A 21531-nucleotide genomic window follows, 5' to 3' on the forward strand; every position below is an offset into this window, starting at 1 on the left:
CCCACCGCCGGGTATCGGATAGCGTTCCGGAGGTGAACCGAGATCTTGAAGCGGCCCGGGACCTCACCGTCGACCTGGCGGTTCGTGCCGGACGGTTGCAGCTGGAACGGCGCGACACGCTGCGGATGGGCGCGCCCAAGGCGCACGCCAACGATGTCGTCTCGGACGTCGACATCGCCAGTGAGCGCCTGATCGTCGACGGGATCCTCGCGGCCTGGCCGGACGACGCCATCCAGGCGGAGGAGGGACACGGGCGGTCCGGTGGGAGTGGCTGGATGTGGGTCGTCGATCCGCTGGACGGCACGCGCAACTACGTCAGCCGTACCGGGCCGTGGTCGGTTTGTATCGCGCTCTACCAGGGGGAGCAGCCGCGGATGGCGGTGGTGCACGACCCCGCCGGGAACGAGACGTTCAGCGCGGTCGACGGCGGTGGGGCGTTCCTGAACGGGCAGCCGATCGCGGTGTCGAGCGGGCCGCCGCTGGCCGAAGCGCTCGTCGGCGTCAGTTTCCAGCCGAACCCGAAGACCAAGGAGCGCACCGGAAAGCTGGTTCGCGAGCTGCTGCCGCTGGTCGGCGACATCCGCCGGATCCCGGCCGCGCTGAACCTGGTCTACCAGGCCGCCGGCCGGCTGGACGGCGGCGTCGCCCTCGACACGAACCTGTGGGACATCGCCGCCGGCGCCCTGATCGCCCGGGAGGCCGGGGTGACCCTCGGCGGCCACGGCCCGGACTTCTCCACCGAGCTGACCATCGGCGCCGCCCCGGCCCTGTGGGAGGCGCTCGCCCAGCGGGTCCGCGCCGCCGCCTGACCTACGCGGCGATGCGGTAGGGCTCGGGGACGGGGGCGGTGCGGCGGAGGTCGTAGCCGGGTTCCAGGGTGTGGAACAGGCGGTCCCAGACGGTGGTGTAGAAGCCGAGGTTGTAGCGCGGCTCGGCGTGATGTCCGACGTGCATGGTGGGGGTGGCGATCCACCGGAAGACCGCATGGCCGCGTACCGCCGGGGGCAGTGGTTCCACGCCGAGGTGGCCGAGGATGCCGAAGATGAGGTTGAGCGCCGTGTAGGCGGCCAGCGCCCACACCGAGAACGGGTGGGCGGCCAGGACCAGCAGCCACATCGCCCCGAAACCGATCGCCTCGAACGGGTGCAGCGCGAACAGGGTGATCGGGCGGGCGTCGGCGAAGACGTGGTGCAGCCGGTGCACCCAGGGGAACAGCACGCGAAGATGGACGGTCGCGTGTCCCGCGTACATCAGCACGTCCATCACCATGACCAGCGCGACCAGTTCGGCGAGTGTGGCCGGGCCGAGATCGGTGGTCAGGACGATGGCGCCGGCCTTCCACAGCCACCACCCGGCGACGGTGACCGCCGTGTTCAGGACGGTGGTGCCGGCGACCAGCGCGAGTTCCTGCCCGCTGACAGGCCCCGGATCGGGGGTGAGCCGCTGTGCGCCGGGCAGCCGCAGCGCCACGTGCCCGAGCAGCGCGCCCACGCCGACCAGCAGGATGTTCTCCGCCAGGGCGAGCAGGGCGAACCAACCCGGGTGCACGGTCTCGAGAAACTCCAGCATGCCGTCCCCTCCGCCGACGCACGATGACGCCCGCGAGCGTACGCGGAAAGGTCAGGAGTCCGGTTCGAGGAGCGGCCTCAGCAGGGCGGTGAGCTGCTCGCGCTGGTCGGGGCGCAGCCGGTCCAGGTCGGGGGCGAGGAAGTCGCGGGCCTCGCCGTACAGCCGCCGGGTGAGTTCGTGGCCGGCCGGAGTGAGGAAGACGTCGACGGCGCGGCGGTCGGTCGGGTTCTTCTCGCGGGCCAGCAGGCCGCGGCGTTCGGCGCGGTCGATCAGGCCGGACATCGTGGACTTGTCGAGGCCCAGGTAGGCGGCGAGTTCGGTGACGCGGGGACGGCGGTCGCGCAGGATGCCGAACACCCGTAGCTGGGTGAGGGACAGGTCGTTCGCGGCGCCGATGCGGGTGAGCACGCCGGTCACCTGGAACGTGTAGCGGACCAGGGCGTCGAGGAGGGTGTCCACGGAGTCCTCGGAAGTCATGTCGCCATCCTAGTTGACATGGTTGGTAATCCCAACCATTCTGGAGGTCGTTGGTAATACAAACCATCTTCGGAGGTTCCCGTGCGCGCCGCAGTCCTGAACTCGTTCGACACCCCGCCCGCCTACCGCGACCACCCGGATCCGGCCACCACCGGTGACGGCGAGATGGTCGTCGAGGTGCTCGCGGCCGGTCTGCACCACCTGACCCGGTCCAAGGCCACCGGGGCGCACTACAGCAGCAACGGCGTTTTCCCGCTGGTCCCCGGCGTCGACGGGGTCGTCCGCGACCCGGCCGGCCGGCTGCGCTACGCGGTCCTCGACGACACCAGCCTCGGCACCTTCGCCGATCGGACCGTCATCGACGTACGCCGCAGTGTGGTCCTGCCGGACGGTGTCGATCCGGTCCGCATCGCCGCCGCGATGAACCCGGGAATGTCCTCGTGGGTGGCCCTGCGCCGCCGCATCGCGTTCCAGCCGGGCCAGCGGGTCCTGATCATCGGAGCCACCGGCAACGCCGGCCGGATGGCGGTCCAGATCGCGAAACTGTTCGGCGCCGGTCACGTGATCGCCGCCGGGCGCGACGCGGCCCGCCTGGCCGCCCTCACCGAGCTCGGCGCTGACGAGATCCGCACGTTCGACGAGATCCAGCACGCGGCGGACGTCGACGTCGTCCTCGACTACGTGTGGGGTGAGCCCGCCGCCGGCGCGATGATCCCGATGCTCACCGCGCGCGCCGACCGCACCGCGCCGCTGACCTGGATCCAGATCGGGTCGATGGCCGGCGCGGACGCGCCGATCCCGTCGGCGGCGCTGCGAGCCGCCCGGCTGGAGATCATCGGCAGCGGCATCGGTTCGGTGCCGGCCCGCGACTTCCTCGCCGAGCTGCCGCAACTCGCGGCCGCGGTCGCCGGGGACACCATCGAGGTACGGGCGAAGGCCGTGCCGCTGGCCGACATCAGCCGGGCCTGGACCGCCGCCGACACCGGCGACCGCATCGTGCTGGTGCCCTGACGACGGGCGGCGCGGGCGCCGAACGGCTGGCAGAGTGGCAGGGTGAATCGTGAAGAGGGCGCCGGCCCGCTGCACCGGCTCACGTCGTGCCGCCGCAGATGAAGGCGTACCCGGACGGGCTGGAGATCCTGCCCCTGCCCCGGGACCTGCCCGATCCGGGCGTGAGCGCCACCGCGGTCCGGGCCGGGGTGGCGGCTCCGGCCCGGCCGCTGGACGCCGCGCACCTGGGCCGGATCCTGTTCCTGGGCGCCGGAGTGGTGCGCAGCGGCGAGCGCGACGGGCGCCGCATCCCGCGCCTGACCGCATCCTGACCGTACGCCTCGTCAGATGTCGAGGATCAGCGCACGATGGTCGGAGACCTCCGGCTCGGTCATGATCTCGAACCGCTTGACCGCGGTCACGTCGGAGATCAACAGGTAGCTCGCGTGGCGGACCGGCTTGGGGTAACGCGACGTGCGGGTGTCGGCGTCGCGAACCAGGTCGGTCAGCCCGATCTCCGCCAGCACCGCGAAGGTCTCACTGCCGGGCAGCAGATTCAGGTCACCGCAGACCACGACGAGATCCTCCGGACCACGAAGCCGTTGTACGAGGGCCGCGAGCCGCTCGGCCTGACCGCGCCGGGCCGGGGTGTCGCCCTTGCCGTCGGGGTCCCGCAACCCGTGCACCTGGACCACCCAGACGGACCGGCCGCTGTCATTCGCCACGGTGCGCACGGCCAGGGCGATGCGGGGCCGGTTGCCGGCCGGCCACTCGTCGTGACCGGTGAACCGTCCATGCACGAACGTGGCGTCGAGGCCGCACACCGTCAAGTCCTCGGCGACCAGGGTGGCCAGGCCGAAGTCCTGCCGGTGGCGGGCGCCCGTGCCGTCGTACACCGGACCGGAGTCGCTGGCCGCGAAGAACGCCTGATGGCGGGGTAGCGCCGCGCGGACGTCCTCGAAGAGATCGGCCCGCTGGGGCAGCGACCGTTCGATGTCGTCGAAGCGGGTCCAGCCGCTGAGCCCCGGGGTTCGCGTCACCTCCTGGAGGCAGGCGATGTCCGCGCCGCCGCCGGGCAGCCAGGTGAGCAGCTCGTCGGCCATCGCCCCACCCCAGGCGTTCACACTCGCGATCCGCATCATGACCTTCCTGCCACATCACCGGTACGAGAATCGCTGCACATGATCCTGAATCGCCGGATCCGGCGCGACTGAAATAGGGCCCGGGCGGCCGTATTCTCAAATGCGCTCCGGCGCCGACATGCGCATTCGCTGTGGCACCGACATTCGTTCCAGCGCCGACGGAAATGAGGAGACCATGCGGATCACCGTGCTGGGTGCGGGTTCGTGGGGCACCACGGTCGCGTCCGTTCTCACCCGCCGGGATCACGAGTCGCTGATCTGGGCGCGTAATCCCGCCACCGCCGAAGAGATCGACGTCAAGCATTGCAACGAGCGCTATCTGGCCGGTTTCCCGCTGCCGAAGCGACTTCGCGCCACCGCCGACCTCGCCGAGGCGGCCGCCCACGCCGAGCTGCTGGTCGTCGGGGTGCCCACCGGCGCGTTCCGGGACACGCTGGAGCAGGTCAAACCGAACCTGCACCCGTGGATTCCGGTGGTGAGTCTCAGCAAGGGGCTGGAGCGCGACTCGCTGCTGCGGATGACCGAGGTGATCAAGGAGGTGCTGCCCGGCCATCCGGCGGCCGCCCTCACCGGCCCCAACCTGGCCAAGGAGATCATGGCTGGAATGGCGGCGGCCACCGTGATCGCGACAGAGGACCTGACCGTCGCCACCGAGATCCAGCGGGTGTTCCGGCGCGGCCTGCTGCGCGTCTACACCAACCACGACGTCATCGGCTGCGAGGTCGGCGGCGCGCTGAAGAACGTCGTCGCCATCGCCACCGGCATCGCCCAGGGACTGGGCGTCGGCGACAACACCCGGGCCGGCGTGATCTCCCGCGGGCTCGCCGAGCTGACCACCCTGGCCGTCGCGATGGGCGGCGAACCCAGCACGCTGGCCGGCCTGGCCGGAATGGGCGACCTGGTGGCGACGTGCATCAGCCCGCACAGCCGCAACCGGCACGTCGGCGAGCAACTCGGCCGCGGCCGCCGCCTCGACGACATCCTGGCGGAGATGGGGCAGGTCGCCGAAGGGGTCAAGACCGTCCACGCCGCCGTCCGGTTGGCCGACCAGCACGAACTGCCCATGCCCATCACCCGGACGATCCACCGGGTCGTCACCGGCGAGATCACCGCCGAACGCGCCTACGAGGGCCTGCTGCGCACCCATCCGGCCGGCCACGAGTCCGAACCCGGCTGACGCCGACGATCGCTGGGTGCCGCGTAGTCTTCGGCTGATGCGGGAGATCGTGACGTATGTCGAGATGACCGGCCGGGACCAGCTCGCCCCGGCCGGGCCGGTGCCCGGCCTGGCGCTGGAGACCCTGGACCGCGACTCACCCCTGGTGGTCGGCATGCAGGTCGAGATCGGTGCACCGTACGGCTGGAAGTGCGCCGGCCGCACCGATCAGGAATGGGCCGTCTGGTATGCCGAGCACCCGGATCGGCTGTTCCGGTTGTTGACCTTCCACGGCGAGCCGGCCGGCCTGGTCACCTACGATCTCCACCCCGGTGACGAGGTGGAGATCGAGACCTTCGGGCTGACACCGGACTTCGTCGGCCGGGGCCTGGGCGGATACGCGCTGACCCTCGCGCTGCGGCAGGCGTGGGAGCTGACGCCCACGGTGGCGAGGGTGTGGCTGCACACGTCGTCGCTGGACCACCCCCACGCGCTGCGCAACTATCACCGCCGTGGCCTGCGCACCTTCAAGACCGAAGACGGCGACCGCGGGTGATCAGGGCGCCCAGATCCAGGCGTCGCCGACGACGGCCGGTGTGGGGTCCCAGCGTGCGCCGCCGAACACCACCATGCGTACGCCGGACGCGACGACCGTGCGATGGGTGACGTCGCCGCCGGGGATGGCGGGAATCGGCTGCCACGTACCGGTCGTGGTGTCGAGAACGGCGCCCTCGGAACCGAAGTAGACCGCCGCGCCGCCGGTTCGGGCGCCCGCGGAGAGGACGTCGCCGGCCGGCGGTTTCGGCAGATCCGACCAGGCGCCGGTGGCCGGGGCGACGATGCCGCCGTACGGGTAGGTGCGTCCCCAGCCGTTGACCTCCCCGCCGTCGGCGCCGCCGAGCATCGGGTTGACCAGCTCGTCACCGGCCGCCAGCCACGGCCCGGTGCCGAGGATCGGTGAGTCGGGCAGCCGCCGCCACGACCCGGTGGCGAGATTCAGCGCCGCGGCCCGGGTGAGCGTCGGCCCGTCGGCGCCCGGGTTCGGGACGAGTTCGTGGTCGAACAGGACCACCTCGCTGCCGGTCCAGGCCATCGCCCGGTCGAACGCGGGATTCAGCGGATCCGCCGGCAGCGCGGCCCACGTCGCCGTCCGGGCGTCGAAGACGTAGTCCTTCCCGCCGCCGTTCTCCTCGCTGCCCAGGTAGGCCACGAGCCGGTCGCCCGCGGCGAGCAGCTGGTAGCCGCCACCGAACGGCACCGCCACCTTCGTCCAGGTGTCGTCGCCGATCCGGTAGGCGAGCAGTTGCTTCCCGTCGCCCGGCAGCACGTACGCCGTGTCGCCGACGACGGCGCCGGGCTCGCCGGTCAGCGCCACCGGCGAGTCGGCGATCTTCCGCCAGCGGTTGGTGGCCGGGTCGAAGGCGGCGCCGTCGGTGAGCGGCGTGGGGTCGCCGACACAGGAGGCGTTGGGCGGGCAGGGCGCCGCGTCGGTGCCGCCGACGATCAGCACCTCCCGGCCGGTCCACAGCCCCAGCACCGCCTCACGCGGGCTCAGCGGCGACGTCGGCAACGCCGTCCACCCGCCCGTGCCCGCCTCGGCCACCACCGCCGCCGGTTCGGTGTTCTCGGCGCAGCCCGCGAGCACCCCACACAGACCGACGATCACCACTGCCATCCCCGTACGTCTCATCGCGGTTGGACTCCCGGCCCGCCGTCCCGGTTCCCGCGCGCACGTGGAGGGCGGGGACGCCCGGACCATGATTTGCGATGATCGGCGGATGGAGTTCCTGCTCGACCCGCCGTACGGAGTCGGACCGCTGCGGCTGGGGATGGACGCGGACGAGGCGCGGGCCGCGCTGGAGACCGTCGGGCCGTTGCGGCCGTCGGCCGATGGCACGCTCGCCGTGCATCTGGACAGCGGTCTCGGGTTCAGCGTGGGGTTCGGAGCCGGGCCGACACTCGGCCGGGTCAACGCGATCGAGGTGTGGCGGCCGCACGAGCGGGACGTGGTGCGGTTCCGTGACGTCGACGTGTTCGGGCTGCCCGCGCTGGAGGTCGTGGCCGGGATCCGGCGCCACGTGGACGTCGTCGCGAACGAGGACGACGACGGGTTCACCGCACGGGAGCTGTATCTCGCGCTGTGGCGGCCCTTCGCGGAGGACGACGATCCGGAGGAGGCCGAGGGCTACTTCTTCCAGTCGGTGCTCGTCGCCAGGCCGGGTTACGACGACACTCCGGCCGAGGCGGCGGCACGGCTGGCGGCCGGACAGGAGCCCGGGTACTGATTCCATCGGGGTGGAGCCGGCGATTCACCACCGGACCGCGGTCACGGGCGGTCGTACAGCCTCCAGTGGTCCAGTTCGGTGAGGGCGCGCGCGTAGGCGCGGATCGAGGTGCCGGCCGTCAGCCCTGCGATGCCCACGTGTTCGGCGGCGAGCCGTTCGGCGTCGGCCGGGTCGGTGGGTGGGCGGGAGACCGCGAAGCCGGTGGCGAGGCCGATGACGACGGGGATCGCGCCGTACCGGTCGTACCATCGGCGGGCGGCGGCTGTGGACACCGCCGAGTTCTGGCCCATCAGGGCGGCGTACCCGTCGAGGTACGCGAAGGCCGCCCACGGCTCCGGTCGCGGCACGATGACCAGCGCTTCGGGTTCGCCGAACGATGCCACGTCGTAGCGGTCCAGGTGGTAACCCTCGTCGCCGGTGCCGAGGATCTCCAGGTCCCGATCGCGGGAGCCGGGCATCTGTGAACCCGGTCGCCGTGTCAGGAAGTCCTCCACGTCGAAGTCCGCGGCCTGCGTGATCAGCTCGCCGGGGGCGACGGCGTGATGGAAGACCGGGTCGGTGACCAGGAACGACGGATTGACGAGAACCGGATAGTGGTCCTCGAGCCCGGCACGCGCCGAGCGCCACATCCGCTGGGCGTCCCCGGCGATGTCCACGACGATCACCGTCTCGTCGTGGATGTCGTACTGCCTGGCGCGGTGTGACTCGAGACCGGCGGCTCGCAAGATCTGTTGCACGCCGTGGATGCTAGAGAACCGCCGCACGGCTGAGGGTGGACGACCCGGGTGCCTGCCGGCAGGGCCACTCGCTCAGGGTGACCGAAAGATGGGCGGCCGTGACCGGCGGCATTCCCGAAAGCGGCGGTCTGCCCGGCCGGCCCGGGCACCGATCTACGCCCGGCGGGGGCGGCACAGGCGGGAGTGGGCAGCAAGCGCGCCGACCGGACGGAACGGCCGTGACAAGACGGGACGAAGTCACGCGTACAGAGAAGGAAGAGCTGGAAGCGAGAGGCGGACCTGGACCACGAAAGATCTTCCACGGGGTCGATGGGGTCGGTGGTTTGCGGCATGATCCGAGCGTGGAACCGATGACCGGGGTGGCGCTGCGGCCGATCGAGGATGCCGATCTGGACGCGCTGTTCGCGATGATGAGGGATCCGGTGGCGGTGCGGATGGCCGCGTTCACGGCCGCGGATCCCGACGACCGGGCCGCGTTCGACGCCCACATGGCGAAGGTGCGGGCGGCGCCCGGGGTCACCAACCGGGCGATCACCGTGGACGGGCGGCTCGCCGGGAGTGTCGCGGCCTTCGTCATGGACGGGGACACCGAGGTCACGTACTGGATCGACCGGGCCCTGTGGGGTCGCGGCATCGCCGGGCGGGCGCTGGCCCTGCTGCTCGCCGAGGTCACCGTCCGGCCGGTGTTCGCGCGGGCCGCGAGCGACAACACGGGCTCACTCGCGGTGCTGCGGCGGGCGGGCTTTCAGATCATCGGTACGGACGTCGGATACGCGAACGGGCGCAGAGGCGAGATCGAGGAGACGATCCTGCGCCTGGATCACGCCGCCGGCGCGTAGGCCCGCCGGAGGGCGTCGGTGACGGCGTCGGCCGGCATCGGCCGGGCCAGGTGGAAGCCCTGGGCGAAGTCGCAGCCGATCTCGCTGAGCGCGGCGAGCGTGGACGCGTCCTCGATGCCCTCGGCGACGACGGTGAGGCCGAGGTTGTGGCCGAGTTCGACGGTGGAGGCCACCAGTGCCCGGTTGCCGCGGTCGGTGCTCATGTCCTGCACGAACGACCGGTCGATCTTGAGTTCGTCGAGCGGCAGCAGCCGCAGGTAGGTCATCGACGAGTAGCCGGTGCCGTAGTCGTCCACGGAGATCTTCACACCGAGACGGCGGATGCGGTGCAGCGCCTCGATGGCGGTGTTCGGGTCGCTCATGATGCTGTACTCGGTGACCTCGATGCACAGCCGCTCGCCGGGCACGTTGATCTCGCGCAGCAGGGCGGCGACCTGATCGGGGAAGTCCGCGTCCAGCAGCGACCGGGTGGAGATGTTGACGGCGACCGGAACGCGGTAGCCGGCGTCGAGCCAGATCCGGGCCTGGGTCAGCGCCTCGGTGAGCACCTGGTGGGTGAACTTGTGGATCAGGGTGGTGGCCTCCAGGACCGGGATGAACGCGCCGGGGGAGATCGGCCCCTTGGTGGGGTGCTGCCAGCGGGCCAGCGCCTCGACGCCGACGAGCGCCCCGCTGCCGATGTCGACCTTCGGCTGGTAGTGCAGGCTGATCTCGCCGCCGTGGTCCAGGGCGCGGCGCAGGTCGCCGAGCAGGGTGAGCCGGGCGTTGCTGTCCTCGGTGGTGCTGGTGGTGAAGCGGCGGAACCCGAGCCGCTGCTGCTTGGCGATGCTCATCGCGGTGTCGGCGTGCCGCAGCAGGGTGGGCACGTCCTCGCCGGGGCGGGCGGTGGCGGCGCCGACGCTGACCTCCAGGTCGACGGTGAGGTCGTCGATGACGAACGGCTCGTCGAAGGCGTCGGTGAGGCGGGCGGCGATGGCCTCGCCGATCTCCGGGTCGGCGTCGCGCAGCAGGACGGCGAACTCGTCGCCGCCGAGCCGGGCGACGAAGTCGTGTTCGCGTACGGAGACCAGCAGCCGCCGGCTGACATGGGTGAGCAGCAGGTCGCCGACGCGGTGGCCGAGCTGCTCGTTGACGTCGCGGAAGCCGTCGAGGTTGACCACCAGCACGGTGGCCCGGCCGGGACGGGGTTCGCCGGCGCGCCGCCGGTGGCTGGTGTCCTCGGCCAGCGCCCGCCGGGTGCGGTTGGCGAAGGCGGTGCGGTTGGGCAGGCCGGTCAGCGGGTCGGTGGCGGCCATCGTCTCGACCTGGCGGCGGTGGGCGCGCGCGGACCAGCCGAACAGGGCGAGCACGAGCAGGGTGACCACGAAGGCCAGGCCGTTGCCCCACAGCAGCTGCCGCGACTCGCTCTGCCCGTGTGCCTGCCTGCCGGCGTGTTCGGCCAGGTGGTGCTCCTGTTCGGCCAGCACGGTGTCCATGATCCGGGTGGCGGTGGGTGCGATCACCGCGTCCAGGCGCTGTTCGGCCGCTTCCGGGTCGCCCTGGTCGATGAGGTCGAGGTAGGTGGCGATCTCGCCGTTGAGGCCCCGGTGCGCCTGCACGATCTCGTCGGTGAGCTGCTGGTCCTGGATGTCGATGGCGGCCATGTGCTCCATGGCGTCCTGCGCCTGCCGGTACACGTCGAGTAGCCGCCGGTGTCCCTCTCCGCCGGGTTTGCGCAGTACCTCCTGCATCAGCGCCCATTCCCACCGGACCAGGTAGGCGGCCTGCTGGTAGGCGTCGATGCTGGCGCTGTCGGCGGCGAGCTGGGCGACGATGTCCGCCTGCTGCCGGCTGCCGAACACCGTGGAACCGGACAGGCCCGCCAGCGCGACGGCCAACAGCCCGACCAGCCACCGTGAAGCACCACGCGCCGACCTCATACTCACCTCCCGGCATCTCCCCGCGTCCCCATCCCTTCGGCACCGGCCGAGTGGACGTGACAACCCATCCGGTTGCACGGAGGGAGCAGATCACCCGGATGGCGCCGGCGCCTGGCCGCGACCCGGCCGGCCGGTGACCCGGGACCTTGGACCCTCGCGCCGGGCCGCGGCGGCGGGCAACACTTGATCCGGCAAGAGCGGAACAGAGCGACACGGAGAGGCGGTGACCGCGATCGGACTCCTTTTCAGCCAGCGGTGCCACGACAGCCGCCGATCTCAGAACGGTCCCGGGCTCATCGGCAAGGTCCCAGCCGGCCCGCGGACCACGGCGGCTTCCCGATGACGGCCGGGCACGACAGTGCCCGGCCGTTGTCGTTCTCAGACCTTGGCGACCTTGATCTCGCCGCGGCGGTGCTGCCGGATCCCGGTGGCGACCCCGGCGACGAGCACCGCCGCGCACAGGGCGACCAGCACCCGCGGGGCCAGGTCCAGCACCATGATCAGCGCGATGGCCGGAATGCCGAGGCCCGGCCAGATCAGCGCGGCCCGGTAGCGGCGTGACAGCACGCCCTGGATGACGGCGGCGCTGAGCAGGTAGCCGGCCAGGCCCAGCCCGAGGACGCCGCGCGTACCGGCGCTCAGGTGCTCCTCCGAACCGTGCGCGATCGCGCCCTCCAGGCCCACCGCCACCGCCGCGAGGCTGACCGCCACCGGCAGATGGGCGTACACGTAGAAGTCGTGCACCCCCTGGTGGGTCCGCTTGCCGCCCTCCTGCACCAGCCGCCGTTTCGCCGCGCCGCCGGACAGGTCGAAATACGACCACCACAGCGCGGCGGCCACCAGGAACGCGGCGCCGGCGGTGGACGCCGCGCCGGCTGTCCACTTCCCGTCGTGCAGGCCGTGCACGGTCGCCGCCACCGACTCGCCGAGCAGCAGGATGACGAACAGCCCGAACCTCTCCGGCAGGTGCTCCATGTGCAGGGGCGGGGCGTCCGGCTTGCGGGCGCTCAGCGTCGGGCCGAGCAGATCGACCAGTACGCCGGCAGCCCACAGCACGTACCGGCCGGGCGCCGGCACCGCCAGCGACACCAGCCAGAGACCGGCGCCGGCGGCATGACCGATCAGGTACGGCCGGATGCCCGCCCTGGTTTCCGGAAGTGTCCGCCACACCCGCAGGTAGCCGGCGATCAGCACGATCCGCAGGACCACGTAGCCGAGCGCGAACCACGTCCCGGCCGGGCCGGTGACCTCGCCGGCCGTCGACGCCATCACGATCACCCCGGCCATGCCGGTCAAGGTGAGCAGCCGGAAGATCGCGTCGTCGGTGTCGAACCGGTTGGCGTACAGGGTGGTGCTGGCCCACGCCCACCAGCCGACCGCCACGACCGCCGCGAACCGCAACCCGCCGCCGACCGTCTCGTGTTTCGCCAGCATGTTCGCGCAGCCCGCCACGAACAGCACGAACGCCAGGTCGAAGAAGAGCTCCAGCCGGGTCGCCGAGCGGTTCGACTCCTGGTTGACGTCGTCGGGCGGGCGGACGAGTTCGCGTTCCTCCCGGTCCTCCCGCTCCAGGCGGGCGCGGTCCTCGGTGTTCTGCTCTGCTGACACGGCTACGCCCTACCCGAACCGGTCCGCACCCAATCGGCGTGATTCCGCCTGTCGTTCTGCCTGGGCGGAAACGGGCATCGCTGCTTGCATGAAGGGATCAACACTGGTGACCGTGTGGCCGGGGAGAACATGTACGTACAGCGATCACTGGTCGGCCGGGCGCCGGAACAGGCGACCATCGGCGGGCTGCTCGATCGCGCGGCCGACGGTGGCGCCGCACTCGTCATCCGCGGTGCGCCGGGGGTGGGCAAGTCGGCGCTGCTGGAGTGGGCCGCCGCCACCGCCGGGGAGAAGTTCCAGCTGCTGCGGGCGGCCGGGTCGGTCACCGAGTTCGGTCTGCCCTACGCGGCGCTGCACCAGGTGATGCGGCCGGTCCTCGGGCACCGCAACCGGCTCGCCCCGAAGTACCGGCTCGCCCTCGACGTCGCGTTCGGGCGGACCTCCGGCGCGCCGCCGGAGCAGTCCACGGTCGCGATGGCCGCGCTCGACCTGCTCGCCGAGGCGGCCGCCGACCGGCCCATCCTGCTGCTGGCCGACGACGCCCAGTGGATGGACGTGGCCAGCCAGCAGACCCTGGCGTTCCTCGCCCGGCGGGTCACCGCCGACCGGATCGTGCTGCTCGCCACCCATCGCGACACCGAACCCGGGCTGCTGCTGGACGCCGCGGTCCCGGCGGTGGAGATCGGCCCGCTCGACGCCCGGTCCGCGGCCGACCTGCTCGACGGCGCGGCCGGCGCCCTCGACCCGGGCGTACGGGCACGGGTGCTCGACGCCGCCCGCGGCAACCCGCTCGCCCTGCTGGAGCTGCCGCGCGCGGCCGGCCTCTACCCGGGCGCCGGCGCCGGGCGGATCGCGCTGACCGCCCGCCTGGAGTACTCGTTCCTCGCCCGTACCGGTGAACTGGACGCCCCGACCACGACGGTGCTGGAGGTGGCCGCGCTCAGCGACGCCGACGACGTGGCCGAAATCGTCACGGCCGCCGAGTTTCTCGCCTCGCCCGGCGCCCCGCCGTCGCTCGACCCCGCGGTGGCCGCCGGACTGATCGTGGTGGACGGCGCGTCGGTCCGGTTCCGGCACCCGCTGATCCGGTCGGCGATCCTGCAGCGGCTCGGGCCGGACCGGCGGCGCGCCTGCCACGCCGCTCTCGCGCGGGCGCTGTCCGGCCAGCCGGAACGGTCGGTGTGGCACCGGGCCGGTGCGGCGCTGCGGCCCGACGCCGCGCTGGCCGCCGAACTGGAACAGCACGCCGACCGGGCGATCCGGCGCGGGGCGCAGGCGTTCGCGGTACGAGCCCTGGAACGCGCCGCCCAACTGTCGGACGACCGCCGTGACCGGGCGGCACGCACCTACCGGGCGGCCGCGCTCGCCTACACGGCCGGGCAGCCGAAGAGCGGGGAACGACTGCGCCGGCACCACCGCGACCTGATCGACGGCGGGCACGACGAGCTGCGGCACGAGTGGCTCAACGAACTGGCCGACAGCGACCACGGCGGTGAGCAGCGCATCCACACGCTGCTCGGCCACGCCGAACGGGCCACGGCGACCGGCGACCACACCCTGGCCACCGACTTCCTTCGCGCGGCGGCGCTGCGCTGCTGGAACCTCTCACCCGGGCGGCCGGTCGGGCGGGAGGTGATCGCGGTGGCGGAACGACTGGGGGTCACCGACATCGCGACACGGGCGCAGCTGCTGGCGTACGGGTCGCCGTTCGACAGCGACGGCACCATCCGCGCGCTGATCGCCCAGGTGCCGCCGGCCGGCCGGGACGCGGCCACCACGTACCGGCTCGCCCACGCCGCCGCCTGCGCCGGAGCCTCCGACGTCTCCGAAGGGCTGCTCACCGAGGCCGCCGACCGGATCCGGTCCGAAGGGCACCTGCACACCCTCGGCCGGACCCTGTCGCTGCTGGCCTGGTCGGCCCTGCGGCGCGGATCCTGGTCACACGCGGTCGCCGCCGCCGAGGAGAGCACCCGGCTGTGCGCCGAGACCCGCCAGCCGTTCTGGGAGGCGGCGTCACTGGTCGCCCACGCCATGGTCGCGGCGTTCCGCGGTGACTTCACCGGCGCCGAGAACCTCGTGGTGGCCGCCGACCGGCTCAACCCCCGCCGGTTCGCCACCATCGACGCGGTCGCGCAGCTCGCCCGGGCGGCCGTCGCCTTCGGACAGGGCCGGTACGAGCAGGCGTTCACCTGCCTGGCCCAGCTGCACGACCCGGGCGGCAGCGCCTACCACCCGGCGCACGCCCTGTGGTCGCTGGCCGGCCTGGCCGAAGCCGCCGTCGCCTGCGGCCGGGAGGACGCCGCCCGTACGCTCATCGCCCGGCTGCCCGCCGAGGTGCGCGCCACCACCTCACCCACCGGGCGGATGAACCTCACGTTCGCCGAAGCGGTCCTCACCGACTCGTTTACCACGGCCATGGCCGCCGACATGACGATGTGGCCGTACGAGCGCTACCGCCTGTCCTTCGCCTACGGCATGTCGCTGCGCCGCCGCCGTCGGGTCCGCGAGTCGCGCGACCACCTGCGTACCGCCCGGGACGGATTCGACAGCATCGGCGCCCACCCGCTCGCCGACCGCGCCCGCACCGAACTGCGGGCGGCGGGGGAGCGCAGCGACTCACCCGTCACCGACGTGTGGGACTCGCTGTCACCACAGGAGATCCAGATCGCGTCCATGGTGGCCCGCGGCATGACCAACCGGGACATCGCCAAGAGCCTGTTCATCTCCCACCGCACCGTCGGCAGCCACCTGTACCGGATGTTCCCGAAACTCGGCATCACCTCCCGCGGCGAGCTCCAGCGGATGGCCGCCGAACACGAACGATGAACGCAGTCATCTGACTCACGCGCGGGTACCCGTCGCCGCCATAGGTTCCAGCCAGGACTTCGAGAAAGAGGACGCCACCATGCCCTTCGTCACCACGGCCGACGGCACCGACATCTTCTACAAGGACTGGGGCAGCGGCCGCCCGGTCGTGCTCGCCCACGGCTGGCCACTCAACGCCGACAGCTGGGAGGCCCAGCAGCTGTTCCTCGCCGGCAACGGCTACCGGGCGATCGCCCACGACCGGCGCGGCCACGGCAGATCGACGCAGTCGTGGCACGGCAACGAGATGGACACGTACGCCGACGACCTCGCCGCGCTGCTCGACCACCTCGACCTGTACGACGTGACGCTGGTCGGCTTCTCCACCGGCGGCGGCGAGATCACCCGCTACATCGGCCGGCACGGCACCGCCCGGGTCGCGCAGGCCGTGCTCGTCTCCGCCGTGCCGCCGCTGATGCTGCTGCGCGACGACAACCCCGGCGGTGTCCCGATCGAGGTGTTCGACGGCATTCGCGCCGGCTCGATCGCCGACCGGTCACAGCTGTACAAGGACCTCGCCGACGGGCCGTTCTTCGGCAACAACCGGCCCGGCGTGGAGATCTCGCAGGGCATCCGGGACGCGTTCTGGCTCCAGTCGATGGCGGCCGGGCACCGCAACGCCTACGAGTCGATCGCCGCCTTCTCGGCCACCGACTTCCGCGGCGACCTGGCCACGTTCGACATCCCGACCCTGGTCATCCACGGTGACGACGACCAGGTGGTGCCGTTCGAGGTCGGCGGGAAGGCGTCGGCCGCCCTGATCAAGGGCGCCGAGCTGATCGTCTACCCGGGCGCGCCGCACGGCATCACCGACACCCACAAGCAGCGGCTCGGCGACGACCTGCTCGCCTTCCTCAACACCTACGGAGCCTGATCATGACGTCCACCCCTGACACGATCGTGCTGGTGCACGGCTTCTGGGTCACCCCGCGCAGTTGGGAGAACTGGATCACCCACTACGAGAACAAGGGCTTCCGGGTGCTGGCTCCCGGCTATCCCGGCTTCGAGGTCGAGGTCGAGGAACTGAACGCCAACCCGGACATCATCACCGCGGTCACCGTGCCCGGCATCATCGACAAGATCGAGACCCAGATCAAGGAACTGTCCACGCCACCGATCATCATCGGTCACTCCGCCGGTGGCGCGTTCACGCAGATCCTGCTCGACCACGGGTACGGGGCGGCCGGCGTCGCCATGAACTCGGCGCCCACCGAGGGCGTCAAGGTGGTGCCGCTGTCCCAGGTGAAATCGACGTTCCCGGTGCTGAGATCGCCGGCCAACCGGCACAAGGCCGTCGGGCTGTCGCTGGACGAGTGGAAATACGCGTTCACCAACACGTTCACCGACGAGGAGTCGAAGGCGCTCTACGAGCGCTACCACATTCCCGCCAACGGCGGCATCCTGTGGGGCAGCGTCCTGGCCAATTTCCAGCCCGGCCACCAGGACACGTGGGTCGACTACCACAACGACGACCGCGCGCCGCTGCTCTTCGTCTCCGGCAGCGAGGACCACATCATGCCGCCCGCCGTGCAACGGTCCAACGCCAAGCACTACAAGTCGAAGACGACAACCGAACACATCGAGTACGAGGGGTACGCCCACCTGCTCCCGGCCCAGAAGGGCTGGGAACAGATCGCCGACACCGTCCTCGAATGGGCTCTGCGCCACGCGCGCTGACTCCAGCCGGTCACGGCCGGGCACGAACCAACGGTGTCCGGCCGTGACCGGAATCGCTTCCGCGGAGTGGAGCTAGGTGCCGTCCGAACTGATCTCGGCATCGATGCCGTGAAGCGACGCGCTGATCTGCTCCACCAGGGCCGGGGAACCGATCTTGCGCGCTGCATCGAGGCTCTTCCCCAGAATCTGCCGCGCGAGTTCGGACTCTCCGAAGGCTGCCAGGATCTGCCCGAAAATGCTGCCCACGACGGCGACACCGACAGATCTCTGCAACTTGCTGAACATTTGGAAAGCGGTGACGAGGTTGGGCAACGCGGCCTCGACGTCGTTGCGTTCCAATTGGATCTGCGCGATTCCCCATATGCTGTTCGCGATCCCGTCAGGGTCGTTCATCCGCTCGAAGGCCGGCAGCGATTCTTCCTGGCGGATGCGGAGCGCTTCGTCGTAGTCGCCGCGCCGGCGCAGGATGTCCGCGATGCTGCCCCAGGTGCTCGCGGTGGAGTGGGTGTCGCCCAGCCGTTCGTATGCGGGTAGTTCGATTTCGCGGTGGATGCGCAGGGCTTCGTCGTCCTCACCGCGCTGATGCAGGATGTCGGCGATGCTGCCCCAGGCGATGGCGATGGAACGGGCGTCGCCCAGCGCCTCGAACGCGGGTAACGCCACCTCGCGGTGGATGCGGAGGGCCTCGTCGTAGTCGCCGCGCTGGTGCAGGATGTCGGCGACTTTGCTCCAGACGACCGCGGTGGAGCGGGCGTCGCCGAGTCGTTCGTATGCGGGTAGTTCGATTTCGCGGTGGATGCGCAGGGCTTCGTCGTAGTCGCCGTGCTGGTCCAGGATGTCGGCGATGTTGCCCCAGGCGATAGCGGTGGAACGGGCGTCGCCGAGTCGTTCGTATGCGGGTAGTTCGATCTCGCGGTGGATGCGCAGGGCTTCGCCGTAGTCACCGCGCTGGTGCAGGATACGGGCGATCTTTCCCCAGGTGACGGCCGTGGCGCGGGCGTCGCCGAGCCGCTCGTAGACCGGCAGTTGCCGTTCGCGGCGGATGCGAAGGGCTTCGTCGTAGTCGCCGCGCTGGTTCAGGATGTCGGCGATGCTGCCCCAGGTGACGGCGGCGGCGCGGGCGTCGCCGAGCCGCTCGTAGACCGTCAACTGCCGTTCGTGGCGGATGCGGAGCGCTTCGTCGTAGTCGCCGCGCTGGAACAGGATCTCGGCGATGTCGCCCCAGGAATTGGCCATGGAGTGGGTGTCGCCGAGTCGTTCGTATGCGGGTAGTTCGATTTCGCGGCGGATGCGGAGGGCTTCGTCGTAGTCGCCGCGCTGGTACGTGATGTAGGCGATGCCGCCCCAGGCGGCTGCCGCTTCCTGCTCGGAGCCGGCAGCGGCGAAGATCTCCCGAGCCTGATGCAGCAGTTGTGAGGCGTGCTCCGGCTCACCGCGAGTGATCAGCAGATTGGCGAACTCGGCGATGACCCGGGCGTGCTGGAGGGAGTCGGCGACGCCGCCCCCCGTGGTGGCCTGCTCGATCGCCCGGTCGTACAGAGCAACCGCAGCGCCACCCTCACCCGCGATCCGCGCCGCCTCGGCGACCTGGCGCAGGAGCTCGAGTGACGGAGGTATGGCCTGGAGGTCGAGTAGGGCGATGGCCTGCTGTCCGAGAGCCAGCGACTGTTCCGCACGTCCCGCCAGCAGAGCCTGCACCGCGTCCGCGGCGCACAACTCGACGACCGTACCGTCACCGGCCGACAACGCCAGAAGGGTCAACTGCACGTCCAGAGCCCGGTCCCAGGTGTTCTGCGCCTCGGCGCCACCCCATGCCCGCAACAGGGGCTGAACCACCACGGCCGCCAACTCGGCTTGTTCGCTGTCGGTCAGTGGGTCGAGCCGGCCGGCGGCCAGTTCGCTGACCGCGGCCGCGGTGTCGCTCGGAACGCGGACATCGGGGAAGACGTCGGCCAGTCCCAGACCGCACAACCGTTTCACCGATCCGCCGGTTCTGGTCTCCAGCAGATCGGTGACCGGCACCGGCATCGGCAGCGCGAACAGGGTCAACGCGCGCATCAGGTCGACGTGGGCGGGACCGGCCTGTTCGATCAGCGCGTCCAGGGCCAGATTCTCGACGAAGGCGCGAACCTCGGCGTCGGCGGGCAGATCACCGCGGTCCAGGTAGGACTCCATCTCGGCGACCACCTGTTCGGCGCGGGCCGCGTCGACCAGCGGGCTGTAGACCAGCCGCAGGCCGACCAGATCCTGGAGGCCCGGGTTCCCTCGGCTGACCGTCATCGCCCGTGCCGCCAGGTCCGCTCGCGCCTCCCGCAGCTCCTCCGACGGCACCGCCCGCTGCCGGGCCGCGAGTTTGCGCTGCGCCACCTCCGACAGCGGTGCCAACTGCACCGGCTCCAGCCGTTCTTCCAGCCCGCCCAGGGTGAAGACGAACCGGCTCGTCACGACGAGCCGGCTGTCGCCCCGGTCCGGGTCGAACGCCCGCAGCACCGCTGCCACGATCGGCGCGTACCCGCCGGCGACCCGGTGCGGGGCGTCGGGCTGTGGCACGAGGATCTGCTCGAAATCGTCGATGATCAGCAGAAGGGGGCGTTGTCCGTGCCCACCCGCCTCTGCGCACGGTCCGGACAACAGATCCACCAGCAGCCATCGCAGAGCCTCCGGCTGTTCGCGGACCTCCGCCCGCCGGGCTTCGATAAACGACCGGGCCGCAGGGTTGTCATCCACCGCTGCCGCGATCGCGTCCAACACGCCCATTGCCGTGTAGTCGCCGAACACCACCGCCACCGACCGGTCGGCGAAGCGATCCGCCAACCGTGCCGCGAGGCTCGACTTGCCCAACCGGCCTTGTCCGTGCAACAGGACGCCGGAGTGCTCGTCGCCCCGCAGCGTTCGCAACGCCTGGCGCATCTCGCGACGGCGGCCGACGAACATCTGCGCCGTCGCCACCGGAACGTGGCGCCGCTTCAGATCCAGGAAGGTCTTCCGGCCGTGTTGCGCCGACATCCTCGGCCGTTTGCGCGTCCCGGCGACCACCGGGTCGCCGCCGGTCGGGCCCAGCCAGATCCGGGCCAGATGCCAATCCGCCCGCAGACGCGGCTGCGTGCACGCCAGCAGCCGCCGGAGGGCGTCGCCGACCGCTGCCGCCAGGGTCTGACGCCTCCCCAACTGCTGGTAGAGGTGTTGTGCGAACAGGGTCGCGGCGCCGTCGGTGACCGAGCCGTCCCAGCCGACCACCGCCGGCACTCCCGCGGTCACCAGGCTGGTGGACAGCGAGTGTGCCACCGGCACCAGAAGGGCCGGGCTCGTCTCCGGAGTGGCCGTGCCGGTGGAGCGATGATCCGGACCCGGAGGCAGATAGCCGTCCGCGTCCGCCGCCGTCGCCGTCAGGCACGCCGAGACGAACATCAACCGGGGCATCATCGGCAGCCGCCGGACCAGGTCCGCCGCGGTGACGGGCAGGGCGTCGCCGATCTCGTCCTCCATCATCAGCACCGGCACCCCGGGCTGATCCGGTGCGGTCCGCCAGTTGTTCACCCCATGGCAGGACAGGTGCAGGACCGGCAGTCCGCCGAGGTCGGCCCACCGCTGCCCCAACTGGTCCGGGTCACCGGTGTCCTCCACCACCAGGTCCACCCGGGTGTCGCCGACCGCGGTGAGGATCGCCGACTCCTCGGCCTCGAAGTCCAGTTCGTGTTGGCCCCGGGGTGCTGAGGCCATGAACATCAGACCCAGCCGGAAGTCGTCGAGTGGTGGGGCGTCTTCCGGTGCCCCCAGCCGGCGTGTCACCTCGAAGCGCCGTAAGTCGTCGGCGGCGAGGAATCCATGCTGATCGGCGAGCACTTCCCATGGCGCTCACAGCACCGCCCACTGGGCCGGGGAGGGTGACGCCGGCGCTCGCACCTCGAAGACGAGCGGCGTCCTGAACGGGATCCGGTCGCCGCCGATCCACGCGAAGAGCTTCCGGCCCAGCGCCACGAACACCGCGTCGTCAGCGCCCGCATGGACCGCGTCCACATACGCGGCGGCGACACCCTGGAGCAGGTCGACGTCGTCGGGGCCCAGAGGACGGCGAGGAGCCGCCGGCTTTCCGGCGACCAGCACCTCGAACCCGGCAGCGTCCAGAATCAGACCGGTGACCACCCGCGCAGACCTCCCTCGACCGCCTCACCAACAAACTGGCGGACAGGGATTGCGCGGGAGTGGACGGACGCCCGTGCCGGAACGCTGATCGGCTGCCTGGGCCGGCTGCGCGCGGCCCAGGCAG

The 21531-nt window shown here is 71.4% G+C and carries 19 protein-coding genes; 10 read left to right on the forward strand and 9 right to left on the reverse strand.

Annotated features, from left to right (window positions below; all coding sequences use genetic code 11):
* The first annotated feature begins 32 nt into the window (after positions 1-32).
* Positions 33-809: an inositol monophosphatase family protein gene (locus J5X75_RS08765; RefSeq protein WP_208466801.1), complete on the forward strand. Its 777-nt coding sequence runs from the start codon at positions 33-35 to the stop codon at positions 807-809.
* 1 nt (position 810) lies between these two features.
* On the opposite strand, the gene J5X75_RS08770 is transcribed toward J5X75_RS08765, so the two are convergent.
* Positions 811-1569: a sterol desaturase family protein gene (locus tag J5X75_RS08770; RefSeq protein WP_208466802.1), complete on the reverse strand. Its 759-nt coding sequence runs from the start codon at positions 1567-1569 to the stop codon at positions 811-813.
* Between the two features lie 51 nt (positions 1570-1620).
* Positions 1621-2046 (reverse strand): MarR family winged helix-turn-helix transcriptional regulator, encoded by a 426-nt coding sequence (locus J5X75_RS08775; protein ID WP_208466803.1) that lies wholly within the window; start codon positions 2044-2046, stop codon positions 1621-1623.
* Between the two features lie 81 nt (positions 2047-2127).
* Between J5X75_RS08775 and J5X75_RS08780 the strand changes: the two genes are divergently transcribed.
* Positions 2128-3057 (forward strand): quinone oxidoreductase family protein, encoded by a 930-nt coding sequence (locus J5X75_RS08780; protein ID WP_208466804.1) that lies wholly within the window; start codon positions 2128-2130, stop codon positions 3055-3057.
* A gap of 86 nt (positions 3058-3143) precedes the next feature.
* A complete protein-coding gene (locus J5X75_RS08785) occupies positions 3144-3368 on the forward strand; it encodes a hypothetical protein (RefSeq protein WP_208466805.1) in 225 nt (74 codons plus the stop codon).
* Between the two features lie 12 nt (positions 3369-3380).
* On the opposite strand, the gene J5X75_RS08790 is transcribed toward J5X75_RS08785, so the two are convergent.
* The gene (locus J5X75_RS08790; RefSeq protein ID WP_208466806.1) at positions 3381-4175 is read right to left on the reverse strand and encodes an endonuclease/exonuclease/phosphatase family protein; all 795 of its coding nucleotides are present in this window, start codon (positions 4173-4175) and stop codon (positions 3381-3383) included.
* 178 nt (positions 4176-4353) lie between these two features.
* Here J5X75_RS08790 and J5X75_RS08795 point away from each other — a divergent pair, with 178 nt between their 5' ends.
* Both J5X75_RS08795 and J5X75_RS08800 read left to right on the forward strand, forming a co-directional pair.
* Positions 4354-5355 (forward strand): NAD(P)H-dependent glycerol-3-phosphate dehydrogenase, encoded by a 1002-nt coding sequence (locus J5X75_RS08795; RefSeq protein WP_208466807.1) that lies wholly within the window; start codon positions 4354-4356, stop codon positions 5353-5355.
* 37 nt (positions 5356-5392) lie between these two features.
* Positions 5393-5890 (forward strand): GNAT family N-acetyltransferase, encoded by a 498-nt coding sequence (locus J5X75_RS08800; RefSeq protein WP_208466808.1) that lies wholly within the window; start codon positions 5393-5395, stop codon positions 5888-5890.
* Here J5X75_RS08800 and J5X75_RS08805 read toward each other — a convergent pair whose 3' ends face one another.
* Complete coding sequence (locus J5X75_RS08805; protein ID WP_208466809.1) at positions 5891-7000, reverse strand: Kelch repeat-containing protein; 1110 nt, start codon at positions 6998-7000, stop codon at positions 5891-5893.
* Between the two features lie 112 nt (positions 7001-7112).
* Here J5X75_RS08805 and J5X75_RS08810 point away from each other — a divergent pair, with 112 nt between their 5' ends.
* On the forward strand, positions 7113-7619 hold the full coding sequence (locus tag J5X75_RS08810; RefSeq protein ID WP_208466810.1) for a hypothetical protein: 507 nt from the start codon (positions 7113-7115) through the stop codon (positions 7617-7619).
* A gap of 41 nt (positions 7620-7660) precedes the next feature.
* Here the strand turns inward: J5X75_RS08810 and J5X75_RS45900 are convergent, their stop codons facing one another.
* Positions 7661-8356 carry a DUF4253 domain-containing protein gene (locus J5X75_RS45900; RefSeq protein WP_208466811.1) on the reverse strand — a complete coding sequence of 232 codons (696 nt, stop codon included), beginning with the start codon at positions 8354-8356 and terminating at the stop codon, positions 7661-7663.
* Between the two features lie 350 nt (positions 8357-8706).
* Between J5X75_RS45900 and J5X75_RS08820 the strand changes: the two genes are divergently transcribed.
* Positions 8707-9195 carry a GNAT family N-acetyltransferase gene (locus J5X75_RS08820; RefSeq protein ID WP_208466845.1) on the forward strand — a complete coding sequence of 163 codons (489 nt, stop codon included), beginning with the start codon at positions 8707-8709 and terminating at the stop codon, positions 9193-9195.
* Here J5X75_RS08820 and J5X75_RS08825 read toward each other — a convergent pair.
* Together J5X75_RS08825 and J5X75_RS08830 are read right to left on the reverse strand one after the other, a co-directional pair.
* On the reverse strand, positions 9177-11114 hold the full coding sequence (locus J5X75_RS08825; protein WP_208466812.1) for a putative bifunctional diguanylate cyclase/phosphodiesterase: 1938 nt from the start codon (positions 11112-11114) through the stop codon (positions 9177-9179). The two genes, J5X75_RS08820 and J5X75_RS08825, sit on opposite strands and share 19 nt — an antisense overlap.
* A gap of 378 nt (positions 11115-11492) precedes the next feature.
* On the reverse strand, positions 11493-12722 hold the full coding sequence (locus J5X75_RS08830) for a low temperature requirement protein A (protein ID WP_208466813.1): 1230 nt from the start codon (positions 12720-12722) through the stop codon (positions 11493-11495).
* A gap of 129 nt (positions 12723-12851) precedes the next feature.
* Between J5X75_RS08830 and J5X75_RS08835 the strand changes: the two genes are divergently transcribed.
* The 3 genes from J5X75_RS08835 to J5X75_RS08845 all read left to right on the forward strand — a co-directional run bounded on the left by J5X75_RS08835 (position 12852) and on the right by J5X75_RS08845 (position 17264).
* Positions 12852-15548: a helix-turn-helix transcriptional regulator gene (locus tag J5X75_RS08835; protein ID WP_208466814.1), complete on the forward strand. Its 2697-nt coding sequence runs from the start codon at positions 12852-12854 to the stop codon at positions 15546-15548.
* A 79-nt stretch (positions 15549-15627) separates the two neighbouring features.
* Positions 15628-16461 (forward strand): alpha/beta fold hydrolase, encoded by an 834-nt coding sequence (locus J5X75_RS08840; RefSeq protein ID WP_208466815.1) that lies wholly within the window; start codon positions 15628-15630, stop codon positions 16459-16461.
* Positions 16462-16463: 2 nt separating this feature from the next.
* Positions 16464-17264, forward strand: a complete 801-nt coding sequence (locus J5X75_RS08845) for an alpha/beta hydrolase (protein WP_208466816.1) — start codon at positions 16464-16466, stop codon at positions 17262-17264.
* A gap of 72 nt (positions 17265-17336) precedes the next feature.
* Here the strand turns inward: J5X75_RS08845 and J5X75_RS08850 are convergent, their stop codons facing one another.
* Positions 17337-21107, reverse strand: a complete 3771-nt coding sequence (locus J5X75_RS08850) for a tetratricopeptide repeat protein (RefSeq protein ID WP_307797990.1) — start codon at positions 21105-21107, stop codon at positions 17337-17339.
* A 12-nt stretch (positions 21108-21119) separates the two neighbouring features.
* Positions 21120-21407, reverse strand: coding sequence for a hypothetical protein (locus J5X75_RS08855; protein ID WP_208466818.1), 288 nt, complete (start codon positions 21405-21407; stop codon positions 21120-21122).
* Between the last annotated feature and the right edge of the window lie 124 nt (positions 21408-21531).

Source organism: Actinoplanes flavus, assembly GCF_017592555.1.
Taxonomy (GTDB): domain Bacteria; phylum Actinomycetota; class Actinomycetes; order Mycobacteriales; family Micromonosporaceae; genus Actinoplanes; species Actinoplanes flavus.

Excerpts from the sequence above, each read along its gene's own strand:
- J5X75_RS08770 (WP_208466802.1), bottom strand. The coding sequence starts at position 1,569 with ATGCTGGAGTTTCTCGAGACCGTGCACCCGGGTTGGTTCGCCCTGCTC.
- J5X75_RS08775 (WP_208466803.1), bottom strand. The coding sequence starts at position 2,046 with ATGACTTCCGAGGACTCCGTGGACACCCTCCTCGACGCCCTGGTCCGC.
- J5X75_RS08790 (WP_208466806.1), bottom strand. The coding sequence starts at position 4,175 with ATGCGGATCGCGAGTGTGAACGCCTGGGGTGGGGCGATGGCCGACGAG.
- J5X75_RS08795 (WP_208466807.1), top strand. The coding sequence starts at position 4,354 with ATGCGGATCACCGTGCTGGGTGCGGGTTCGTGGGGCACCACGGTCGCG.
- J5X75_RS08800 (WP_208466808.1), top strand. The coding sequence starts at position 5,393 with ATGCGGGAGATCGTGACGTATGTCGAGATGACCGGCCGGGACCAGCTC.
- J5X75_RS08810 (WP_208466810.1), top strand. The coding sequence starts at position 7,113 with ATGGAGTTCCTGCTCGACCCGCCGTACGGAGTCGGACCGCTGCGGCTG.
- J5X75_RS08820 (WP_208466845.1), top strand. The coding sequence starts at position 8,707 with ATGACCGGGGTGGCGCTGCGGCCGATCGAGGATGCCGATCTGGACGCG.
- J5X75_RS08825 (WP_208466812.1), bottom strand. The coding sequence starts at position 11,114 with ATGAGGTCGGCGCGTGGTGCTTCACGGTGGCTGGTCGGGCTGTTGGCC.
- J5X75_RS08835 (WP_208466814.1), top strand. The coding sequence starts at position 12,852 with ATGTACGTACAGCGATCACTGGTCGGCCGGGCGCCGGAACAGGCGACC.
- J5X75_RS08840 (WP_208466815.1), top strand. The coding sequence starts at position 15,628 with ATGCCCTTCGTCACCACGGCCGACGGCACCGACATCTTCTACAAGGAC.
- J5X75_RS08845 (WP_208466816.1), top strand. The coding sequence starts at position 16,464 with ATGACGTCCACCCCTGACACGATCGTGCTGGTGCACGGCTTCTGGGTC.